A 17,099-nucleotide genomic window follows, 5' to 3' on the forward strand; every position below is an offset into this window, starting at 1 on the left:
CGTGGAGCTGACGAATACTAATCGGTCGAGGGCTTATCCAAAACATAGAGCTTCTACTGCGCAACGTTTCGTATCTAGTTTTCAGGGAATAGCCCTGAACCGTTTGGTGACAATGGCGGAGGGGAACCACGCGTACCCATCCCGAACACGATCGTTAAGCCCTCCAGCGCCGATGGTACTTAGACCGCAGGGTCTTGGGAGAGTAGGACGTCGCCAAGCAGATGAGGACTCATGCGAATGAGGTCCTTTTTATTTTGCTGTCAAGACCCAGCCCTTTCATCCATGGCGGGCGAATGCAAATCCCTGCAGGGAAAGTGACAAATGCCAAGTCGAAATCGGCTCTTGCAAGAGCCGATTTCGGATTTTGGAGCCGTTGCAGCTGTAGAAACCAAAACGGGGAATGCAGCGGCGGACACCGGATGCTGCCTGCAGCCGCAACTGGAGTCCCGAAAACTACCTCATTGTAACCTTAGCCATCAACAATCCCTGCGAAGCAACAATCCGTCCGGCCAATTGCCTGCCCAGCCTTACGCTTCACGGCTCATCCACGTACTCATCTTTGTCGGCCAGCTCAGTGAGACCTTCCGCGATCGCTGCATCGCTCGCAATGTTGCCCGAGGACGCCTCGCTCGCTTGGCGGGGAGTTTCAGGCAAGACTGCGTCGCGCGGCAGCTCGAATTCCGGAGGCCGCGATGCAGCGGAACGGTTGTCAGTGGATTTCATGACGCTGTACCGATGCGACCGCTCCGGATTTCTCGGCGGCGGCCTCAAGCGCTTCTTCTCCGGGCACTTGCGCTACTTGGGGATTGATGACTCGCGGCTTATCGCTTTTTGCGGGACCGCGTGCTTGCGATTGCTCTGCTTTTGCCATAACTTATCGTTCCTCTCTATTTTGCTGTGGGATTGGGCTTGTTCTTATTCAAATTGGCGGTCTGCTGCTCCTCGCCGAATTCGGTATCGCGTTGAGACGACGCGTCGGCGATCAAGTTCGCTGCATGTGCCGTGACATCGAGGTTCTTCATGCCCTCTTGCGTTTCTTTATCCATGTTCATGGCCGGTTCCCTCCTTCCTCGACAGCGAAACACCAGTTATTTTCCCTGACCCAAAGCGCTTTTATGCTTGGATAGCAAAGCGGGCAGCGGGAAATCTAGGGATAAACGCATCGCGGGAGGACAGCATCATGAAATGGATCATCAAAACGAAACACCAGCGGGAAGACGGCGGCACAGCGGCATTAGAGCTGGAAACGGAGGACCTTATGTTCGACGTGAACGCAAGGTGGGACGGTTGTATGGAAATACATATGTACGAGACGACCGAAGAAAACCGGGAGCTCAAAGACACCCTGCATACATGCGACATCCGGCAGCTTATCGAAACGCTGCAATCGTTGGAGGAAGCTTGCCGCGACTTTTTCGGAACGGGGAGTTATTGGGAGGATCGTGCCGAGGAGCCGGTTTCATACAACGCTTAAAGCTGGCCATACTACAAAATGCCCTTTACAAACCTATCAGGAAAGGTGGCCTTCCGATGCGTTACACGTGTTACTATTGCCAGAAAGGGACGGAGACGGGGCACAGCATTACCCTGTACCGGGACAACGGCGTCGAGGATCGTTTCGAGGTTTTGTGTAATTCGTGTTATTCGGATTGGTTGCTGTCATTAAAAGGGTAAAGAACACGCCAGGACGCAAGTCCTGGCGTTCTTTTTTGCAAAACTGCCGTTAACGCTCTTCGGCGCGGTTGCGGCCGAACAGTCCTGCCAAGCCGACAAGGCCGAGCAGTCCAAGCCAGCCCCAGTTGGTACCGTAACCGTTCGTCGTCGTTGCCGCAGCGCGGTATGTGCCGTCTGTACCGGTGGTCGAATACGTGCCGGTCCGATACGCGGTGCCGTTCGTGCCGTAACCGGTCGTGCCGTAGCCAGTGCCATACGCTCCGGTCGTGCCGTAGCCGGCGCCATACGCTCCGGTCGTGCCGTAGCCAGTGCCGTAAGCACCGGTCGTGCCGTAGCCGGTCCCGTACGCACCTGTCGTTCCGCCGGCGTACGTACCCATGCCTGTCGTTGCCGCCGTAGTGCCGGTAGCGGTAGTACCCGTTGGCGTAGTAGTACCCGTAGTGGTAGTGGTGCCGGTACGGGTAGTCCCTGTTGCGGTAGTCCCGGTTGCGGTGGTGCCGTATCCGGTTGTTGTCCCGCCAGTGGTCGTAGTTCCGGCTGTCTCTGCGTATGCTGGCGTGCAAAGAACAGCCAATAATGCCAGAGACGAAAGTGCCGACAGACGTTTTTTCATTCGAGTTCTTCCCTCCATAAAATTGATTGTCGGAACACCTTTATCGTGCCCGAAGAAGCGCTGATGTCACCGAGGGACAGTATGTTAATTGAACCAACTGGCGGAAGCGTATAAAAACTAGCCGCCGATCAAATATTACGTCAAGCAAGAGGCAATCCGTGGAGGAATGGCAGCATGTACTATTTGTTTACTCATAACGATCTGGACGGTGTCGGCTGCGGCATCGTGGCGCGCTGCGCTTTTGGCGAGCAAGCCGAAATCCGCTACAATTCGGTTTCCAGCCTGAACGGACAAGTCGAACGTTTTCTTGAGAAGAAGCATGGCAATGGCCAAAAGGCGCCAGCACTCGTGTTCATCACGGATTTGGCAGTGAACGCAGACAACGAGGCGAGGATCAACGCGTTTGTCGAGGCAGGCGGCAATCTGAAGCTGATCGACCATCATAAAACGTCGCTCCATTTGAACGCTCATCCTTGGGGACTTGTTCAAGTCGAATATCATGACGGCAGGCTGACTAGCGCGACTTCGCTTTTTTACGAGTACTTGGTAGCGGGCGGCTTGTTACGGCGGACCCCGGCGCTCGATACGTTCGTCGAATTGGTGCGTCTGCACGATACGTGGGAGTGGGAAGCGGCCGGCAACAAGCAGGCGAAGCGTCTGAACGAGCTGTTTTTTATGGTGTCCATCGACGAATTCGAGGCCAAAATGACAGAGCGTCTGCAGCTCCACGAGCAGTTTTTCTTCGACGAATTCGAACAAAAAATATTGGATATGGAAGAGGAGAAAATCGAGCGCTATGTGCGCCGCAAAAAGCGAGAGCTCGTCCAGATGTTCGTCGGCGAGCATTGCGTCGGCATCGTCCATGCCGAATCGTATCATTCGGAGCTTGGCAACGAGCTGGGCAAGGAAAATCCCCATCTGGACTACATTGTGATTTTGAATATGGGGGGACGGCGTGTCAGCTTGCGCACGATTCACGATAACGTCGATGTATCCGACATCGCCGGCCGGTACGGCGGAGGAGGACACGCCAAGGCGGCGGGCTGCTCGCTCGGCGAAGAGCTGTACCGTTTGTACGTAGCTGAAGCGTTTGCTATCGAACCGATGCAGCCGGATGCGGGACGCAACTATTACAACCTGAAAGCCGGCGCGAACGGTTCGCTATATGAGAATCGGCGCGAAGACCGGCTATGGATATACCCGGCAGAGGCAAAATGGATGGTGGAATGCAACGGTATTACTTTGGAAGATGCTTTCGACACTTTCGAGGAAGCGGAACGGTACGTAAAACGGAATTACGCCGCATGGCTCGCCCGTGACGACGCGTTCGTGAAATTTCTCGGCGAGTATATGATGGCAAACAAAAGCGAAGAAAGACCGGCAACGATTTCGCTCGCATAAAGGCGCCGCCGCGGGGCGCGCAATTCGTTCTTAGCATGCCTGCTTTCGCAGGCATGAAGTCTTGTTTCATATATGAATTGACAGTTATATAACCAAAAGGTTATAATCGCTTCAAAGGAAGGAGGGAAGGAGCAATGCTCGACACCTATGCCATTATCGCAGAGCCTTCCCGCCGACGCATCCTGGACCGGCTGCTGCAGTCCGACTCCAGCGTCACTGAGCTGGTCGAAGAGCTCGGCCTGTCGCAGCCACTCATATCCAAACACCTTCGGATGCTCCGCGAAAGCGGCCTTGTGCGGGTCCAGGTCAAAGCCCAGCACCGCATCTATTGTCTGGATGCCGGACCGCTCGCAGAAATCGACGAATGGCTCAGCGCCTATCGGAAGAAGTGGAATCAGCATGTTGACGCCCTGGTCGAACACCTCGACCGGAGAAAATTATCCAAGGAGGAATCCGCCAAATGAATTCAAACGTTTCGGCCAATCCCCGCCTCATGCAAGAAGACGGCGACTGGGTTCTTGTGCTCGAACGGATGCTGGAGCACCCGCGCGAGGAAGTCTGGGCTGCCTTGACTGAAGCCGGGCAAATCCCCAGTTGGGGGCCTTTCACGACCGACAGGGATTTGACCGCGACCGGGCCGGTGCGGCTTGCCCACATCAACATGCCCGAGGAAGACGTGAAGCAGGGATACGTGCTTGAAGTCAGTGCGCCGCACCTGCTCGTATTTCGCTGGGGCACCGATATTTTGCGTTGGGAGCTGCACGGTGAGGGAGACAATACCGTTCTTGTTCTTCGCCACCGTTTTGCAGACCGCAAGCAGGCGCCTTCGTACGCGGCAGGATGGCACCTTTGTCTCGACGGCCTGATTGGAGTGCTGGCCGGAAAGGACATGCCCTCCATGGTAGGACATAACGCAATGAAATACGGTTGGAACGAGCTGTACGCGAAATATGCGGAGCAACTGGGAGTGAGGGAGAGCTTATGAACAACGTTACGAAAATAAAAATTGGCAGGCCGGCAGCCGAAGTGTTTGAAGCGTTCGTTGATCCTTCGAAAATCGGAAATTTCTGGTTTTCCTCGAGTTCCGAAAGATGGGAGCAGGGGAAGACAATTACGATTGCCTATGATGAATACAATGCACGAGGCGATATCGCCGTATTGGAAATCGAGAAAAATAAGAAAATCGTATTCCGGTGGGGTAGCGACGGTAAAGGAAACGTTGTTACGATTTCGCTGGAAGAGCCGGACCGCGGAAGTACAATTGTTACAGTGAACGAGGAAGGATTTGACGAAAACGACGAGAATCTGATCGACAACTTGGTGGACAACAAAGAAGGGTGGATTTACGCGCTAACCTGCTTAAAGGCCTATTTGGAATTTGGCGTTACTGCATTGAGGGCGGCGTTGGTAAAATAGTAAAGGTGGACCGACAAATAGGATAAAGGCTGCGCAGAAAACCGCTCCTTTCTATGCCCGAAGGTCAAGCATAAGGAGCGGTTGTTCGTGTCTGCGAGGCGTCAGAAAGAAACGTCGTCAACCTTCGCGCGGCCTTGTTCGACCTGCTCGGCGGCGCGTTGCAGCGCAGCGGAGTCGCCGCCCGCTTCCTCCGCTTGACGTACGGCCATCTCGGCGCTGATGAGCGAATGCTCCGCCTGCTCGCGCATGCGTTCGGACGGATGGTCCTCCGCTTGACCGACAGCGTTGCTCGCCTTTTCGGCGGAATTGAGCGCTTGCTTCGTTTTGATCGTATCCGGCATCATTCGATCCCCCTTTCCGTTTTAGCATTGCCAAATTCGCCGCCGGGCATCGCCATGTGCAAAAACGTTCCGCCGAAAGCGTAAAGTCGGCGGAACGTTTTTTGTACTATTTCAGGTTCATGGCCGTTGTCGCCGACTGCATGTCGACTTTCAGCTGCTGCATAATGTTGTGCGGGGTGTACCAGCCTTTTTGCATCATGTAGTTGGTCAGCTGCTCATGATAGGACACGGCAGCGTCGAACTGTTTGCGCAGCATGCTGCGGATTTGCGGCGACACGGTTTCGGATATGGCTCGCGCGCAGTCTTTGATCGCCGCTTTTGCGCTGATCAGCATATCGGTTGCGACAGTTTGATCGGTCAGGGCATTGAGTACCGTTGGGTTCATCGTAGCAGTGGCGGTACCGCCCATCGTTGTTGCTGCTCCAGACATAGACGTGCCGGTCGCGCCTGGAGCGCGCATAGCGTTGCCCATCGCGTTGGGGCTGCCCATCGTGCCGGTGGCACCCATAGTGTTAGGGCCGCCTATCGTACCGGTGGCGTTCATCGTTCCGGCGCTGCCCCATGCATTAGTGCCGCCCATCGTGGCGGTGCTTCCCATCGCGCTAGTTCCTCTCATCGAAGCTGTATGTCCTGCAGTACTCCCGTGGGGCATGGAGCCTGTAGGTGCTGCAGCACCCGTGTGTGCCATGGAGCCTGTTGGCGCGGAGGTACCCGTGTATGCCGTGGAGCCTGTTGGCGCCGCGGTACCCGTGTGAGCCATGGAGCCTGTTGCGCTGTAGTACCCGTGTATGCCATGAGCCTGTTGGCGCAGTGGTACCCGTGTGAGCCATCGTGCCGGCACTTGCGCCTATGCCTGCTGCGCTCGTGCTGCTCCTATGGGCCGTTCCCCCCATTGGACTCATCGTACCCGCCGTACCTATCGTGCCCGCCATTCCGGCTGTCCCTGGCATACCGGCTGTTAAGGCGGCTTCGGAGGCGCGATTTGCGCCCCGGGCGGGATTCGCCGCTTGAGTCTGGTTTTGGTTTTTTGTTGTCGTCGGTTGCATCGTTTCCGTGCATCTCCCTGTTTTAAATTTGAGCTTTGCCCAAAATGCCTTGAAGCTCGGTAATTGCTTGCGTAGTCTGCTGCACGTCCTGCTGGAGCATGGCTTTGAGGGCCGGGTCCCGGACGAGCTGTTGTCTCGCTTTCGCTTCCAGCAGGCAAACGGTTTTTGCGGTCATGAGTTCGTGAAGCTCAAGCGTCTCGTGAAGAGCCAATCCTTGCTGCATATTCGTCGATTCACCTCCGATCCAACGAATAGGGTGCCCTGCGAACGCGAGCTTCACCCGGCTGGCTGTAGAGGATTTTATCCCCAAAACAGCCGCTTGGAACACGAATGTGGGCGAAGCCGAAGACCCGCATTCTTAGGTCCGCAGCGCAGTCCTACTTTCTCGGGGAGCCTGCCATTTTGCGGAAAAATGCGCCGCGGCCGCATGGAGCAAGATCCACAGAGCCTGGCGGGACTGGGCTAAGGGCGGCCAACTGTTGAAACCGGCTTGCGCGGTTAGGCCGCAGGCGGTAAGATGAAACAGAGAATACGGCATCGTGACGACCGACGGACCGAGCGTGCTTCGGAATTAAAGAACAAGGCGGCGGATCGGGTAGTGGCGACTTGCCGGTCGTGTTGAAGGAGTTGTTACAGTACATGGGACGTGAACAAGGGCATTTGGTCGGTATTGACCTCGGGGGAACGAAGCTGCTCGCAGCGGTTATGGATGCGAACGGCCTCGTTTTGCGCAAAAAAGAAATTCCAAACGGAGGCTTCGCAAGGTGCGGACAGCGTTATAGCTCGCATGATCGGCCTTGTCGAGGAGCTGGCAGGTGCTGGAGCCGAGCTGCGGGGCATTGGTGTCGCGACGGCCGGCACGCTTGACGCCGGACGCGGCGTCGTGCTGTTCGCCGGCAACCTCGGCTGGCGCGATGTGCCGCTGGGGGAGGCGCTGCACGCCAAATTCGGCTGTCCCGTTCGGGTGGAGAACGATGCTAACGCCGCCGCTTATGGGGAATGGCGGGTCGGGGCCGGCCGAGGAACGAGCGATTGCGTATACGTCACCGTGTCGACCGGTATCGGCGCAGGGCTGATCAGCGGCGGCAGGCTCGTGACCGGCGTATCCCACAGTGCCGCCGAGTTCGGGCATTTGACGCTCGATTGGCGGGGGCCGAGGTGCAATTGCGGCAACTCATGGCTGTCTCGAGCTGTACGCCTCCGGCACGGCGATTGCGCGCCGGGCGGCGGAGGCGATCGCCAGCGGCGCCGCCGAAGCGCAGCCGCTTGCAGAGCTGGCCGGCGGCGAGGCCGCGAGCGTGACGGCGCGCCACGTCAGCGCCGCAGCGGCTAGCGGCGACGCGTTCGCGCTGCGCCTGCTGCGCGAGGCGGGAGAAGCGCTCGGCGCGGGATTGGCCGGCATCGTGCACGCGGCCAATCCCGAGCTCATCGTGCTCGGCGGCGGTACGCTGGGCGTCGGCGAGCCGCTGCTCGCCCCGATGCGCGAGTCGTTCGCTGCGCGCTGCATCCCTTCGATGGCGCAGCTCGTCCGCTTCGCGACGACGGAGCTCGGCGGCGACGCCGGCGCCATCGGCGCCGCGCTGCTGGCGGCGGAAGCGTGAATATACGGCAAAAGACCGGGACCCACCGATTCGGGGGCCCGGTCTTTTTTTTGCGGCTGTGCGGGGCGATACAGCGGGCGCTATCGTCTTCGGGATGATGGGAGCGGATTAGCATTGTGAGAAGGTATTGTTTGAGCTTGTTATTGTGCTGCTGGCTTAGGTGGGGGTAGAGCGGCTTGGTGTGGCGTGGTGTGGATTAGTGGGTAGCTTGGCTTGACGTGGTTTAGCGTGGCTTAGCGTGGCTTAATATGGCACAGGGAGGCTTACCGTGGCTGGCTTAGAGTGACTCAGCGTGGCTTAGGGTAATTAACCCGGCTTGGTGTGGCATGGTGTGGCTAGCTTGGCTAGGCGTAGCTTAATGTGGCTCAGTGTGACTTATCGTGTGTACCTTCGCTTAGCGTGGCTCAGCGTGGCTTGGCGGGTAATTGCTTCAATTGCTTCGTCACGTTTGGACGCGCGCTTGCCTTCAAGTCGGCATGAGCCGTTTCTTGGTGGTAGGGCCGGGTGCTGGAACGAACAAGTTATTGCGGAGTAGGGGCTGCAGTTTGGAGTAGGGTATAGGTTCTTATGGGGGGCAGAATGGGCAGGGGATGTGAATTAAAGACGAAGTTCTTTAACTAGAGACTTTAATGACGCTAAACGTTTCGAGTTTTTGCGTACGACAGGGAATTAGCGCCTCTTGTGCTCTCGTAAAGAAATTTGTTCTCTCAATAGAGAACTCTAAGTCGCAATAGAGCTATTAGAACAGAGCGTGCTCTTAATAGAGACCGTAGAGTCGTTGGATAGAGAACTTAGTCGTTGTTTGAAGCCGAGTGTTACGGTCGAGTTGGTTCTGCTGCCAGCTGCGACATGCTCTGCGGCGGCTGCGACATGTTCTGCGGCGACATGGGCTAGCCCGGACTAACACGGTCCAGCAGCGCTAGTGTGGGATCAGCGCGGACTAGTACGGACAGCCGGCACGGACCAACACGACCTAGAATCAGACCGGCGCTAACCCACAGTCCAAGGAAGGCCGGCCCCGATTCCGGCGGCAGTTTCTGTTGCAACTGCCCTTCCGGGTCATTCTTTGTAGCCCTATCGGACACCGCCATGAACGGTCACACACGATATCGCACAGTTTAAACAGGACAAAAAGGGCCGTTATCGCAACAAAGGCCGGCTATCCAGGGAAAATAAGGCGCCTAATCCGAAATACAGTTATCAACAGGAAAAAATCTAACAATTGTGAATATTGTGGATAACCAGGCATTTGGAACTACCTAACGCGGCGAACAGGGCTGTAGGTCACGAATTTAATAACGTTGACGTATAAGTTGTTCGCAAATATCAAAATATTAGACGCCCATGCCGAAAAAGCAGCACCATCAGATGATGAAATACACTTATTTCAGGATAGACTATATTAGTTGAACTAATGTTTTTCACATTAATGTCCGATGCAAAGTCGATCAATAATGTTCAATGATCTTTTCATGATACCATCCATGAAGGCATGTACATTTTTTCGGATATCCGCCTTGCTGTGGGTCAAAGAGCCATCCTTCAACAAATCGGCAGCCAAGCGCTCGTCCGTTATTCAAGACGTGAAAGCGGCTACCGCCAACCGAACGCTGATGTCCGCTTTGCTTATCGTATTCGTGACGTCTACTTCAATCATGATTATGGAGCCGCTGCTTACCGTCTATGTGCTGAAACTCGGGTCTTACCAAAACGCGGCCGCCATCCATGCCGGCGTTATTTTCTCGGCAGTCGGCATTGCTACGCTGTTCGCAGCCCCCGGTGGGGCAAATCGGCACGAAGATGAGCTATGAGAAGGTGCTGTTCATCGGACTGATCGGCGGGGACATCGGCAATTTGCTGCAAATCCTGTTTCACAGCGTCGTTGGATTCGGCTTGCATAGGTTTGCATACGGGCTGTTCTTCGCTGCGGTATTCCCGGCGCTTAACGCGTTCATAGCCAAACATACGGCCCCCGGCTTTCGCAGCCGCGCGTTCGCCCTCAACCAGACCGCCAACCAATTGGGGCTGCTGCTCGGTCCTTTAATCGGCGGCTTCTTGGCTTCGCAAATGTCCATCACGATTGTGTTCGCCATTAACGGTTGCATGCTGTTAGCGGTTGCGCTTATATTGAAAATACCGAAATTGCCGATGCTCTCAAGCAATGTGAAAGCCAAGGAAAATTCCTCGATCTAAAGGAGGCGAAACGATGGCTGTACACCACTTTCAACCTAAGCATTACCATAACACCATAGGGGCGCACGAGCCCGTACTCAAAATTGCCGACGGCGATTCCGTCGTGACATCCACAGTAGACGCCAGAGGTGGGACTACCGAGGGGAAAGCGTGGCCGGGCGCGGCAATCCGATGACGGGACCGTTCTATGTGGAAGGGGCGCAACCCGGCGATACGCTTGCCGTACGGCTTGATTCGATGGTGCCAAGCCGGGATTGGGGCTGGACGTTCAACGTGCTGGCGCCGAATGTCGTCGATCCAATACCTCCCATAGCTTTTCCACAACTCGACATTGTGCGTTGGTCTGTGGACGCTGAGCAAGGTTTGGTTGTTTTGGAAAAGCCGACGTCCGGTTTGGCCGGATTGAAGCTGGAAGCGCGCCCGTTTCTGGGATGCTTTGGCGTTGCTCCTCCGAGAGATCAGGCGATTTCAACGGGAACGAGCGGGGAATACGGCGGGAATATGGACTATAAAGGCCTTGTAGCCGGTGTTACCGTCTATTTTCCGGTTTTTGCGGAGGGGGCGCTCTTCCATCTTGGGGACGGGCATGCCGTTCAAGGCTGCGGGGAAATTGTAGGCACCGGTGTGGAAATATCGCTCGACGTCCGTTTCACTGTTCAGGTATTGAAGGGGAAAACGATCGGTTGGCCGCGAGGCGAATCGGACACGCACTGGTTTTGCATCGGCAACGCTAGGCCGCTTGATCAAGCGCTTCAGCATGCAACGACGGAAATGCTGGCTATGCTGACGAAAGACTACGGCCTGACTTTCTCGGAAGCAAGCCTGCTCCTTGGCCAGGCTGTGGAATACGAGGTGGCCAATGTGATCAACCCCGCCTACAGCGTCGTTTGTAAAGTTCCAAAAGCCGTGCTGTCCATGCTATAAAAGAACTGTTTATCTGACAAAATGGCGATCGCTCTACGGTCTAGAACCGGGAGCGATCGCCATTTTGCTCTGGTATAGCCAGGCAATTATATCGATTCTCGTATCGAACATGGGCGCTGATATGATTGAAGATTTTCCGCTTGACCAAAATCAATGGGGTTACCCATGAAGGCCTCAACAGGTGCACCCGTACGGCTAACGAAGGAACAGCAAGTGCATTTGAAGCAAACCATCCTGAATTCGCTGCCTCATGAAGTCGGATTTACTGCCAAATTTAACTGGACACCGGGAAAGATGGTCCTGATACTGGATAACGCCCGCATCGATCACGCAAAAATACTTGAGCCCTTTGCGAAAGAACTCAACGGACGACTTCAACTCGTCTTTCAGCGGGGATGAAAGAACGGCAGATTGAACGGGCCTATATCATTTTTTCGTTCGTTCCGATGTCACAATTCAGCGCCTTACGTTGTTATATGTGCAAAACGTAGAGGAGCTGAGGAAAGATGAACGACTTGACATGTGTCATCATCGGAGGAGGCCATGTAGGGCTTCATTCACTCAAAGCAATAAAGGAAGAGACCGGGGGCATGGCGAACGGGGGGCGGATCCGATTTGTTCTGATCGATAAGCTGCCCGGTCATATGCGCAAAATGCTGTTGTTCCGGCCGGCCGTGGGCCAGGAAGAGATTATGATTCCCTGGCGGCATTATTCGTTCTCAGAAGGTGTCGAATTTGTGCAAGGAAAGGTTACGTCCGTAGATAGCGGGGGGAAACAGATTCAATATGAGGATGCGCAAGGTAATCATGCCCGCATGCAGTATGACCTTTTGGTCGTGGCGATTGGCAGCATCGTTCGGCAACCGGAACCCGATCGGGGCGGCATCGCCTTGACCGACCCGCAAGCCGCGGCGGACATCCGGGAGAGCTGGCGCGCTAACCTGCGGAAAGCTGTAGGCGAGACTAACCCTGAGGAACGAAAGCGACTGATGTCGATCGTTGTTGCAGGTGCGGGCATCAGCGGCGTTGAGACATCCGCCGAGCTGGCGCTTGAGATGCGGAAGGAAGCATCGTCGTTAGGACTGAACCCAGCCGATATCTCTGTCTATTTGCTGAGCGGACAGAAACGATTGTTCCTGGAAGGGCCCGAAAAAATCGGAAAAAAATTGCATCAGGTTCTCAGCGAATGTGGCGTAAAAGTACTTTACAACATTAAAGTGACGCAAGCGGAAGCAGGAGCGGTGAAGCTCAGCAATGGCGATCGTCTGCCGGTTGGCCAATGTATTTGGACAATTGGTCTGATTCCGAATCCGGCCCTTCGAAGCATGAGCTTGCCGCTTACTCCGGATGGTCAAGTGCTGGTGGATGAATGCTATCGCGTCAAAGGGGCGCCGGGCGTTTACAGCATCGGCGACTGTGCGAGAATCGTCGATCCGGAAAACGGCAAGGCGGATTTGATGAGGGCAGGAGAAGGTGCGCTGCAGGCAGATAGACTGGGGAAAATCGTGATGGCCGATCTGGAGGGCCGCCCCGCGCCGGTTCACAAATCCGCCAGCTCGATACTGGATTTCTTCTGCATCGGCTTGGGTGATAATCGCGGATTTGTATGGGGACGCAAATGGGGACTTAATATGATCATAACGGGAAAGCTGGGGTGGAAAATCAGGAAACTGGCTTGGGATAAAGGCAGTATGCTACGATAGCAACTAGATTCCAATACCAACGGTCGGAAAAGGTGAGACGGCAAATGGAGAAGCTGTACGGTCAATATAAAGCGCTGCTGTTCACTCTGGCATATCAGTTGACAGGCTCCGCTGCAGACGCGGAAGATGCGGTGCAGGACGTGTTTATTAAGGCGTGCCACGTACTTCCCGAACGTCTGGAGGAGCCTAAGGCGTATTTATGCAAAATGGTAACCAATCATTGCCTCAATCTGCAGAAGTCGGCGCGGAAGAAGAGGGAAATGTACGTCGGTCCGTGGCTCCCCGAACCGGTTCGGACGCCGGAGACGGATCCGCTCGAGACGACGGTCGTCCGCCGCGATATGCTGTCTTACGCCATGCTCGTGATGCTCGAGCGGCTGACGCCGAAAGAGCGGACGGTTTTCGTCCTGCGTGAGGCGCTGGGCTTCGATTATCCCGAAATCGCGGAACTGCTCGGCAAGCAAGAGGCGAACTGCCGCAAGCTGTTGAGCCGGGCAAGAAACAAAATGGGCATATCCGAGGATGAGCCGGTTGCGGCCGAAGCGGTCGAATTGGAATGGGTGAGCCGGTTCCTCACCTCTCTCGAGCAAGGGAACGTCGATCATGTGGTATCACTGTTGACCGAAGACGTCATGTTTGTCGCCGACGGAGGCGGGAAAGCAAAAGCGTTCAGGCATCCGGTGCATACGCGCGAGCACGTGGCCCGAGTCCTGCTCGACGGGATTCAGAGCTTAAGGTCCTATTTTCAGGGAGATTTTCACTTCGAGTTTGCCCCTCTGAACGATGAGACCGCTATCGTAATCCGTTCGGGGGACGAAACCGTGGCCGCTTTATTCATACAACTCCGACGTGGAAAGATTGCCAGAATGTATGCCGTACGAAACCCGGATAAGCTTGTCCGAGTTTAGGCGTCGACTCATCGGCTGCAGATTTTTCAACCATGTTTAAGAACCGAGAAATGAAGATAAAAGCGTTCCAAGTCCCCATTTAAGTTGGATGAGCATTCCATCATTGTTGGACGGATCCTTTAGCTCAATACCAGCAACGAGAGGCTGCCGCGGGTTGGATCAAGCGGCGGCCTCGCTCCGTTAACGGGCAGGATAGTTTAATCCCTACTTAAACTTTACCGGCCATTCAGAATAGCTATTGTGTACAATAATCGTATTAAGTCATTAAGTGCCAATGCAGCGGGGATATCGAATGTATTTTCAAACATCGATAAAAAGATTTGGTCGGATATTGCTCCAATTGTTTCAAGCTATTTTCCTGGGATACAGATGGTTGGATATGAAAACGGCGATGATCTTGCGGCAGCCCTCTTATCCGGGTGGACATCAATAGGTCCACTTCGGGTATGGATGAAATCGCATGACTGTTCCAATTGATTTCGTATGGGGGACGGCGTTAACCTAAAGGGTACGTTTGAGTCTAAAACTTTATAAAAGTTTATGGAGGTTAGAATGACCGGGATTCCTTTATAAATAAGGCACCCCGGTCTATTACGAGAGCTGAAGAATACGAACCGCTGATGCACCGTGGAAATACGGGATTTATCACAGCTTCGGTCACTGATCCATTTGGCAATGTGCTGGGCATTATGTACAATCCGCACTATCTGGAAGTATTGAATTCCAGTAAGGATGACCGGATTCATGATTATAGATAAAATGGTGCAAGCTCACACTCGAATCGGTACAGCACGCCTGCCTAGTGCCGGCTGTCGGCGCCGCCGTCGCGCTTCCGGCGGAAGCGGGCAAGCGTCTCGTACACGATCGGGACGATGAGCAAGGTCAGCAGCGTCGATGAGATGAGGCCGCCAATGACGGTAATGCCCAGCCCCTTGGAGATGAGCACGCCGCCGGCGCTTTCGAAGCCGAGGGCAAGCGGCAGCAGCGCGCCGATCGTAGCGAGCGCGGTCATCAGGATCGGGCGCAGCCGGGTGCTCGCGGCTTCCAGCAGCGCCTGGCGCGTCGGCATGCCTTGCTTTTCCATGTGCAGGACGCGATCGATCAACACGATGGCGTTCGTAACGACGATGCCTATCAGCATTAGCGCGCCCATCATGACGGAGGCGCTGATCGTCTCGCCCGTCAAGTACAGCGCGACGAGACCGCCTATGACAGTGAATGGCAGCGAGAACAAAATCGTGAGCGGAATGAGCCCGCCGCCGAACGTAATGACAAGCAGCAAGTACACGATAGCGACAGCGGCGGCAATGGCAAGGCCGAGCTGGCGGAACGTATCGTTCATTTGCTGCGAAACGCCGCCGTAATCGACGCTGACCGTGGGGGGCAGCTTCAGGCCCGCTATCCGCTGCTGCAGCGCTGCCGTTGCTTTGCCGACGTTTTTGACGGTGACGTTGGCTGTTACTTCCGCATACAGCTTGCCGTCTTTGCGCGTGATCGTGTTCGGGGACACTCCCTCGCGAAGCTGCGTCACATCGCGCAGGACGGCACCGGAGGCAAGCGGAGACGGGAGCGGGGCTGCTTGCATGTCTTGAATCGTAGCATAAGCGGGCGGCTCGGTCTCCAGGTAGACGGGCACATCGCGTCCGTTTTCGGTTATATTCGTCAGGACCGGCCGCGAACGTGACGGCGAGAGCTGAAGTGCAAGCTGGCCGGCGCTCAATCCATACGAAGCAAGCTTCGGCTCGTTGACGACGAACGTATACTGGCTGTATGTTTGCGACAGCGAGTTGTCGATACGGTCAAAGGAGCCCTCCTGCCTAATGGCACCCTGGATAAGGCCGACAGCAGCGCGAATATCGTCCGCATTGTCGCCGTACACGTTCAGGCTTAGCTTGTTGCTTCCGACTCCGCCGCCGTAATTCATCTCGCCCCAGCTGCCGCTCGGATCGATCGGACGAAGCGCTTCGACAAGCGCTTTTTTCTCGGCTGCGAAGTCTGCGAAGGAGTTCGCATACTGCACATAAAATAGCGCCGATCGGCTGGGGGCGGGGCTCATCGGGCTTTGTCCGCCGACAGAGTACTGCAAGTTCATCACGCCCTTGCGCGCCATAAGTAGCTTTTCTGCGGATAAGGCCGCTTGCTCGGCATCGGCAAGCCGTTTGCCCGGGCCCGGAGTATAGGTGATCATAACATATTTCTGCTCTTCTTCGGGCAGGAACGAGAAGCCGACGATACCGCTTAAGGCGAGACTGCCGAGCAGCAGCAGGACAGCCGTTGCCGCAGTCAGCAGCTTGTGGCGCAAGGCCCATTCGAGCGTCCGGCGGTAACTCCGGGCCAAGGCGCCGGACTGACGTTCCCGGCGGTGCGGCCGTTTCTTCGCGCCGCGCGGAAACAGGGCATGAGTGAGAGCCGGCACGACTGTGACGGCCACGAGCAGCGAAGCGAGCAGCGCAAACACCATCGTTAAAGCAAAGGGCATAAACAATTGCCCAATCGGGCCGCTGACGAAGCCAAGCGGGAGGAATACGGCGATGGTCACTAAAGTGGACGAGAAAATCGGAACGAACATTTCCCCCGTCGCCGAAACGATAAGCCGTTCCCCTTCTAGCTCCTCCGAGCGAAGGCGCATGCGGCGATAGTTGTTCTCGATGACGACAATCGAGTCGTCCACGACGCGGCCGATGGCGACGGTCATGGCGCCGAGTGTCATGACGTTAAGCGTAATGCCGAGCCGCTGCAAAACAAGGAGCGCGATAAGCAGCGATAACGGGATGGAGACGATGGAGATGAGCGTCGTACGGACGTTCCGCAGAAACGACATAATGACGACAACGGCGAAAATAGCGCCGAACGCCGCCTTGCTCACCATCGTCCGCACCGAATCCTCAATCGGCTTGCCTTGGTCGAGCATGACGAGCGCATGGGCGCCCGGCACGTTTTGCTCGATCCGCGCCGCTTCGCGCTTCACCGCGTTTACAACCTCGACCGTGTTGGCTTCGCTCGCTTTTGTTACTTGAATTCCGATCGACGGCTTGCCGTTCGTACGCGATACCGATTCGGCGCGCGTAACGAGACTCACGCTGGCAATATCGGAGAGGCGTACTGTCGGGAGCCCGGCCGCACCCGGCACGGCACCCGCGGTACCACCCGGCATCCCGGCCCCTCCACCCGGCATAGCGGGCCCTACACCTGCCGTATTGCCCGCAGCGCCCGTCATTCCGTTCGCAGCCCTGCACTCCCCGCACCACCAGCCGCACCCCCACCCGCAGCCCCTGCACC

The 17,099-nt window shown here is 55.9% G+C and carries 20 protein-coding genes, 1 rRNA gene and 1 pseudogene; 15 read left to right on the forward strand and 7 right to left on the reverse strand.

The genetic code is table 11. The annotated features are described in order from the left end of the window. Positions 1–102: 102 nt before the first annotated feature. Positions 103–219, forward strand: a 5S ribosomal RNA gene (gene rrf / locus SD70_RS30500). 315 nt (positions 220–534) lie between these two features. Here the strand turns inward: rrf and SD70_RS30505 are convergent. Together SD70_RS30505 and SD70_RS36610 are read right to left on the reverse strand one after the other, a co-directional pair. Continuing rightward, the gene (locus SD70_RS30505) at positions 535–771 is read right to left on the reverse strand and encodes a hypothetical protein (RefSeq protein WP_041052343.1); all 237 of its coding nucleotides are present in this window, start codon (positions 769–771) and stop codon (positions 535–537) included. A 116-nt stretch (positions 772–887) separates the two neighbouring features. Then, entirely contained in the window at positions 888–1,052 is a 165-nt protein-coding gene (locus tag SD70_RS36610) for a hypothetical protein (RefSeq protein WP_156158286.1), read from the reverse strand. A 128-nt stretch (positions 1,053–1,180) separates the two neighbouring features. Here SD70_RS36610 and SD70_RS30510 point away from each other — a divergent pair, with 128 nt between their 5' ends. Beyond that, entirely contained in the window at positions 1,181–1,474 is a 294-nt protein-coding gene (locus SD70_RS30510) for a hypothetical protein (protein WP_041052344.1), read from the forward strand. 249 nt (positions 1,475–1,723) lie between these two features. On the opposite strand, the gene SD70_RS30515 is transcribed toward SD70_RS30510, so the two are convergent. Then, positions 1,724–2,287, reverse strand: coding sequence for a WGxxGxxG-CTERM domain-containing protein (locus SD70_RS30515; RefSeq protein ID WP_041052345.1), 564 nt, complete (start codon positions 2,285–2,287; stop codon positions 1,724–1,726). Positions 2,288–2,461: 174 nt separating this feature from the next. On the opposite strand from SD70_RS30515, the gene SD70_RS30520 reads away from it, so the two are divergent. From SD70_RS30520 to SD70_RS30535, 4 genes are all read left to right on the forward strand, one after another. Beyond that, positions 2,462–3,688 (forward strand): DHH family phosphoesterase, encoded by a 1,227-nt coding sequence (locus SD70_RS30520; RefSeq protein ID WP_041052346.1) that lies wholly within the window; start codon positions 2,462–2,464, stop codon positions 3,686–3,688. A gap of 134 nt (positions 3,689–3,822) precedes the next feature. Further along, complete coding sequence (locus SD70_RS30525) at positions 3,823–4,152, forward strand: ArsR/SmtB family transcription factor (protein ID WP_041052347.1); 330 nt, start codon at positions 3,823–3,825, stop codon at positions 4,150–4,152. Continuing rightward, complete coding sequence (locus SD70_RS30530; protein WP_041052348.1) at positions 4,149–4,673, forward strand: SRPBCC family protein; 525 nt, start codon at positions 4,149–4,151, stop codon at positions 4,671–4,673. The genes SD70_RS30525 and SD70_RS30530 overlap by 4 nt, the downstream gene beginning before the upstream one ends. Then, entirely contained in the window at positions 4,670–5,104 is a 435-nt protein-coding gene (locus tag SD70_RS30535; RefSeq protein ID WP_041052349.1) for an SRPBCC family protein, read from the forward strand. Before SD70_RS30530 ends, SD70_RS30535 begins: the two co-directional genes overlap by 4 nt. A 101-nt stretch (positions 5,105–5,205) precedes the next feature. On the opposite strand, the gene SD70_RS30540 is transcribed toward SD70_RS30535, so the two are convergent. The 3 genes from SD70_RS30540 to SD70_RS30555 all read right to left on the reverse strand — a co-directional run bounded on the left by SD70_RS30540 (position 5,206) and on the right by SD70_RS30555 (position 6,714). Further along, positions 5,206–5,448, reverse strand: a complete 243-nt coding sequence (locus tag SD70_RS30540) for a hypothetical protein (RefSeq protein WP_156158287.1) — start codon at positions 5,446–5,448, stop codon at positions 5,206–5,208. 103 nt (positions 5,449–5,551) lie between these two features. Next, positions 5,552–6,061, reverse strand: a complete 510-nt coding sequence (locus SD70_RS38895) for a spore coat protein (protein ID WP_231571689.1) — start codon at positions 6,059–6,061, stop codon at positions 5,552–5,554. Positions 6,062–6,513: 452 nt separating this feature from the next. After that, a complete protein-coding gene (locus SD70_RS30555) occupies positions 6,514–6,714 on the reverse strand; it encodes a hypothetical protein (RefSeq protein WP_041052351.1) in 201 nt (66 codons plus the stop codon). Between the two features lie 486 nt (positions 6,715–7,200). Between SD70_RS30555 and SD70_RS39570 the strand changes: the two are divergent. The 9 genes and pseudogenes from SD70_RS39570 to sigJ all read left to right on the forward strand — a co-directional run. After that, positions 7,201–7,650 (forward strand): annotated as a pseudogene (locus SD70_RS39570) (ROK family protein); the annotation flags it as partial. A gap of 52 nt (positions 7,651–7,702) precedes the next feature. After that, positions 7,703–8,092: an ROK family protein gene (locus SD70_RS39575; RefSeq protein ID WP_269432557.1), complete on the forward strand. Its 390-nt coding sequence runs from the start codon at positions 7,703–7,705 to the stop codon at positions 8,090–8,092. Positions 8,093–9,609: 1,517 nt separating this feature from the next. Beyond that, the gene (locus SD70_RS36615; protein WP_052488079.1) at positions 9,610–9,903 is read left to right on the forward strand and encodes a hypothetical protein; all 294 of its coding nucleotides are present in this window, start codon (positions 9,610–9,612) and stop codon (positions 9,901–9,903) included. Beyond that, complete coding sequence (locus tag SD70_RS34310; protein WP_231571690.1) at positions 9,872–10,285, forward strand: MFS transporter; 414 nt, start codon at positions 9,872–9,874, stop codon at positions 10,283–10,285. Before SD70_RS36615 ends, SD70_RS34310 begins: the two co-directional genes overlap by 32 nt. Positions 10,286–10,298: 13 nt before the next feature. Beyond that, complete coding sequence (locus SD70_RS38900) at positions 10,299–10,460, forward strand: hypothetical protein (RefSeq protein ID WP_231571692.1); 162 nt, start codon at positions 10,299–10,301, stop codon at positions 10,458–10,460. Next, entirely contained in the window at positions 10,436–11,209 is a 774-nt protein-coding gene (locus SD70_RS30570) for an acetamidase/formamidase family protein (RefSeq protein WP_231571694.1), read from the forward strand. Before SD70_RS38900 ends, SD70_RS30570 begins: the two co-directional genes overlap by 25 nt. A gap of 219 nt (positions 11,210–11,428) precedes the next feature. Then, positions 11,429–11,608, forward strand: a complete 180-nt coding sequence (locus SD70_RS30575; RefSeq protein ID WP_156158288.1) for a hypothetical protein — start codon at positions 11,429–11,431, stop codon at positions 11,606–11,608. Positions 11,609–11,715: 107 nt separating this feature from the next. Further along, positions 11,716–12,912: an NAD(P)/FAD-dependent oxidoreductase gene (locus tag SD70_RS30580; protein ID WP_041052353.1), complete on the forward strand. Its 1,197-nt coding sequence runs from the start codon at positions 11,716–11,718 to the stop codon at positions 12,910–12,912. 44 nt (positions 12,913–12,956) lie between these two features. Next, the gene (sigJ, locus tag SD70_RS30585) at positions 12,957–13,820 is read left to right on the forward strand and encodes an RNA polymerase sigma factor SigJ (protein WP_041052354.1); all 864 of its coding nucleotides are present in this window, start codon (positions 12,957–12,959) and stop codon (positions 13,818–13,820) included. Positions 13,821–14,619: 799 nt separating this feature from the next. On the opposite strand, the gene SD70_RS30590 is transcribed toward sigJ, so the two are convergent. Continuing rightward, positions 14,620–17,099 (reverse strand): efflux RND transporter permease subunit (locus SD70_RS30590; RefSeq protein WP_156158289.1); only part of this gene is annotated, 2,480 nt, incomplete at its 5' end.

The organism is Gordoniibacillus kamchatkensis (assembly GCF_000829455.1).
In the GTDB taxonomy this organism is placed as follows: Bacteria; Bacillota; Bacilli; order Paenibacillales; family NBRC-103111; genus Gordoniibacillus; species Gordoniibacillus kamchatkensis.

Excerpts from the sequence above, each read along its gene's own strand:
- SD70_RS36610 (WP_156158286.1), bottom strand. The coding sequence starts at position 1,052 with ATGAACATGGATAAAGAAACGCAAGAGGGCATGAAGAACCTCGATGTC.
- SD70_RS30510 (WP_041052344.1), top strand. The coding sequence starts at position 1,181 with ATGAAATGGATCATCAAAACGAAACACCAGCGGGAAGACGGCGGCACA.
- SD70_RS30515 (WP_041052345.1), bottom strand. The coding sequence starts at position 2,287 with ATGAAAAAACGTCTGTCGGCACTTTCGTCTCTGGCATTATTGGCTGTT.
- SD70_RS30520 (WP_041052346.1), top strand. The coding sequence starts at position 2,462 with ATGTACTATTTGTTTACTCATAACGATCTGGACGGTGTCGGCTGCGGC.
- SD70_RS30525 (WP_041052347.1), top strand. The coding sequence starts at position 3,823 with ATGCTCGACACCTATGCCATTATCGCAGAGCCTTCCCGCCGACGCATC.
- SD70_RS30530 (WP_041052348.1), top strand. The coding sequence starts at position 4,149 with ATGAATTCAAACGTTTCGGCCAATCCCCGCCTCATGCAAGAAGACGGC.
- SD70_RS30535 (WP_041052349.1), top strand. The coding sequence starts at position 4,670 with ATGAACAACGTTACGAAAATAAAAATTGGCAGGCCGGCAGCCGAAGTG.
- SD70_RS30540 (WP_156158287.1), bottom strand. The coding sequence starts at position 5,448 with ATGATGCCGGATACGATCAAAACGAAGCAAGCGCTCAATTCCGCCGAA.
- SD70_RS38895 (WP_231571689.1), bottom strand. The coding sequence starts at position 6,061 with ATGAGAGGAACTAGCGCGATGGGAAGCACCGCCACGATGGGCGGCACT.
- SD70_RS30555 (WP_041052351.1), bottom strand. The coding sequence starts at position 6,714 with ATGCAGCAAGGATTGGCTCTTCACGAGACGCTTGAGCTTCACGAACTC.
- SD70_RS38900 (WP_231571692.1), top strand. The coding sequence starts at position 10,299 with ATGGCTGTACACCACTTTCAACCTAAGCATTACCATAACACCATAGGG.
- SD70_RS30580 (WP_041052353.1), top strand. The coding sequence starts at position 11,716 with ATGAACGACTTGACATGTGTCATCATCGGAGGAGGCCATGTAGGGCTT.
- sigJ (WP_041052354.1), top strand. The coding sequence starts at position 12,957 with ATGGAGAAGCTGTACGGTCAATATAAAGCGCTGCTGTTCACTCTGGCA.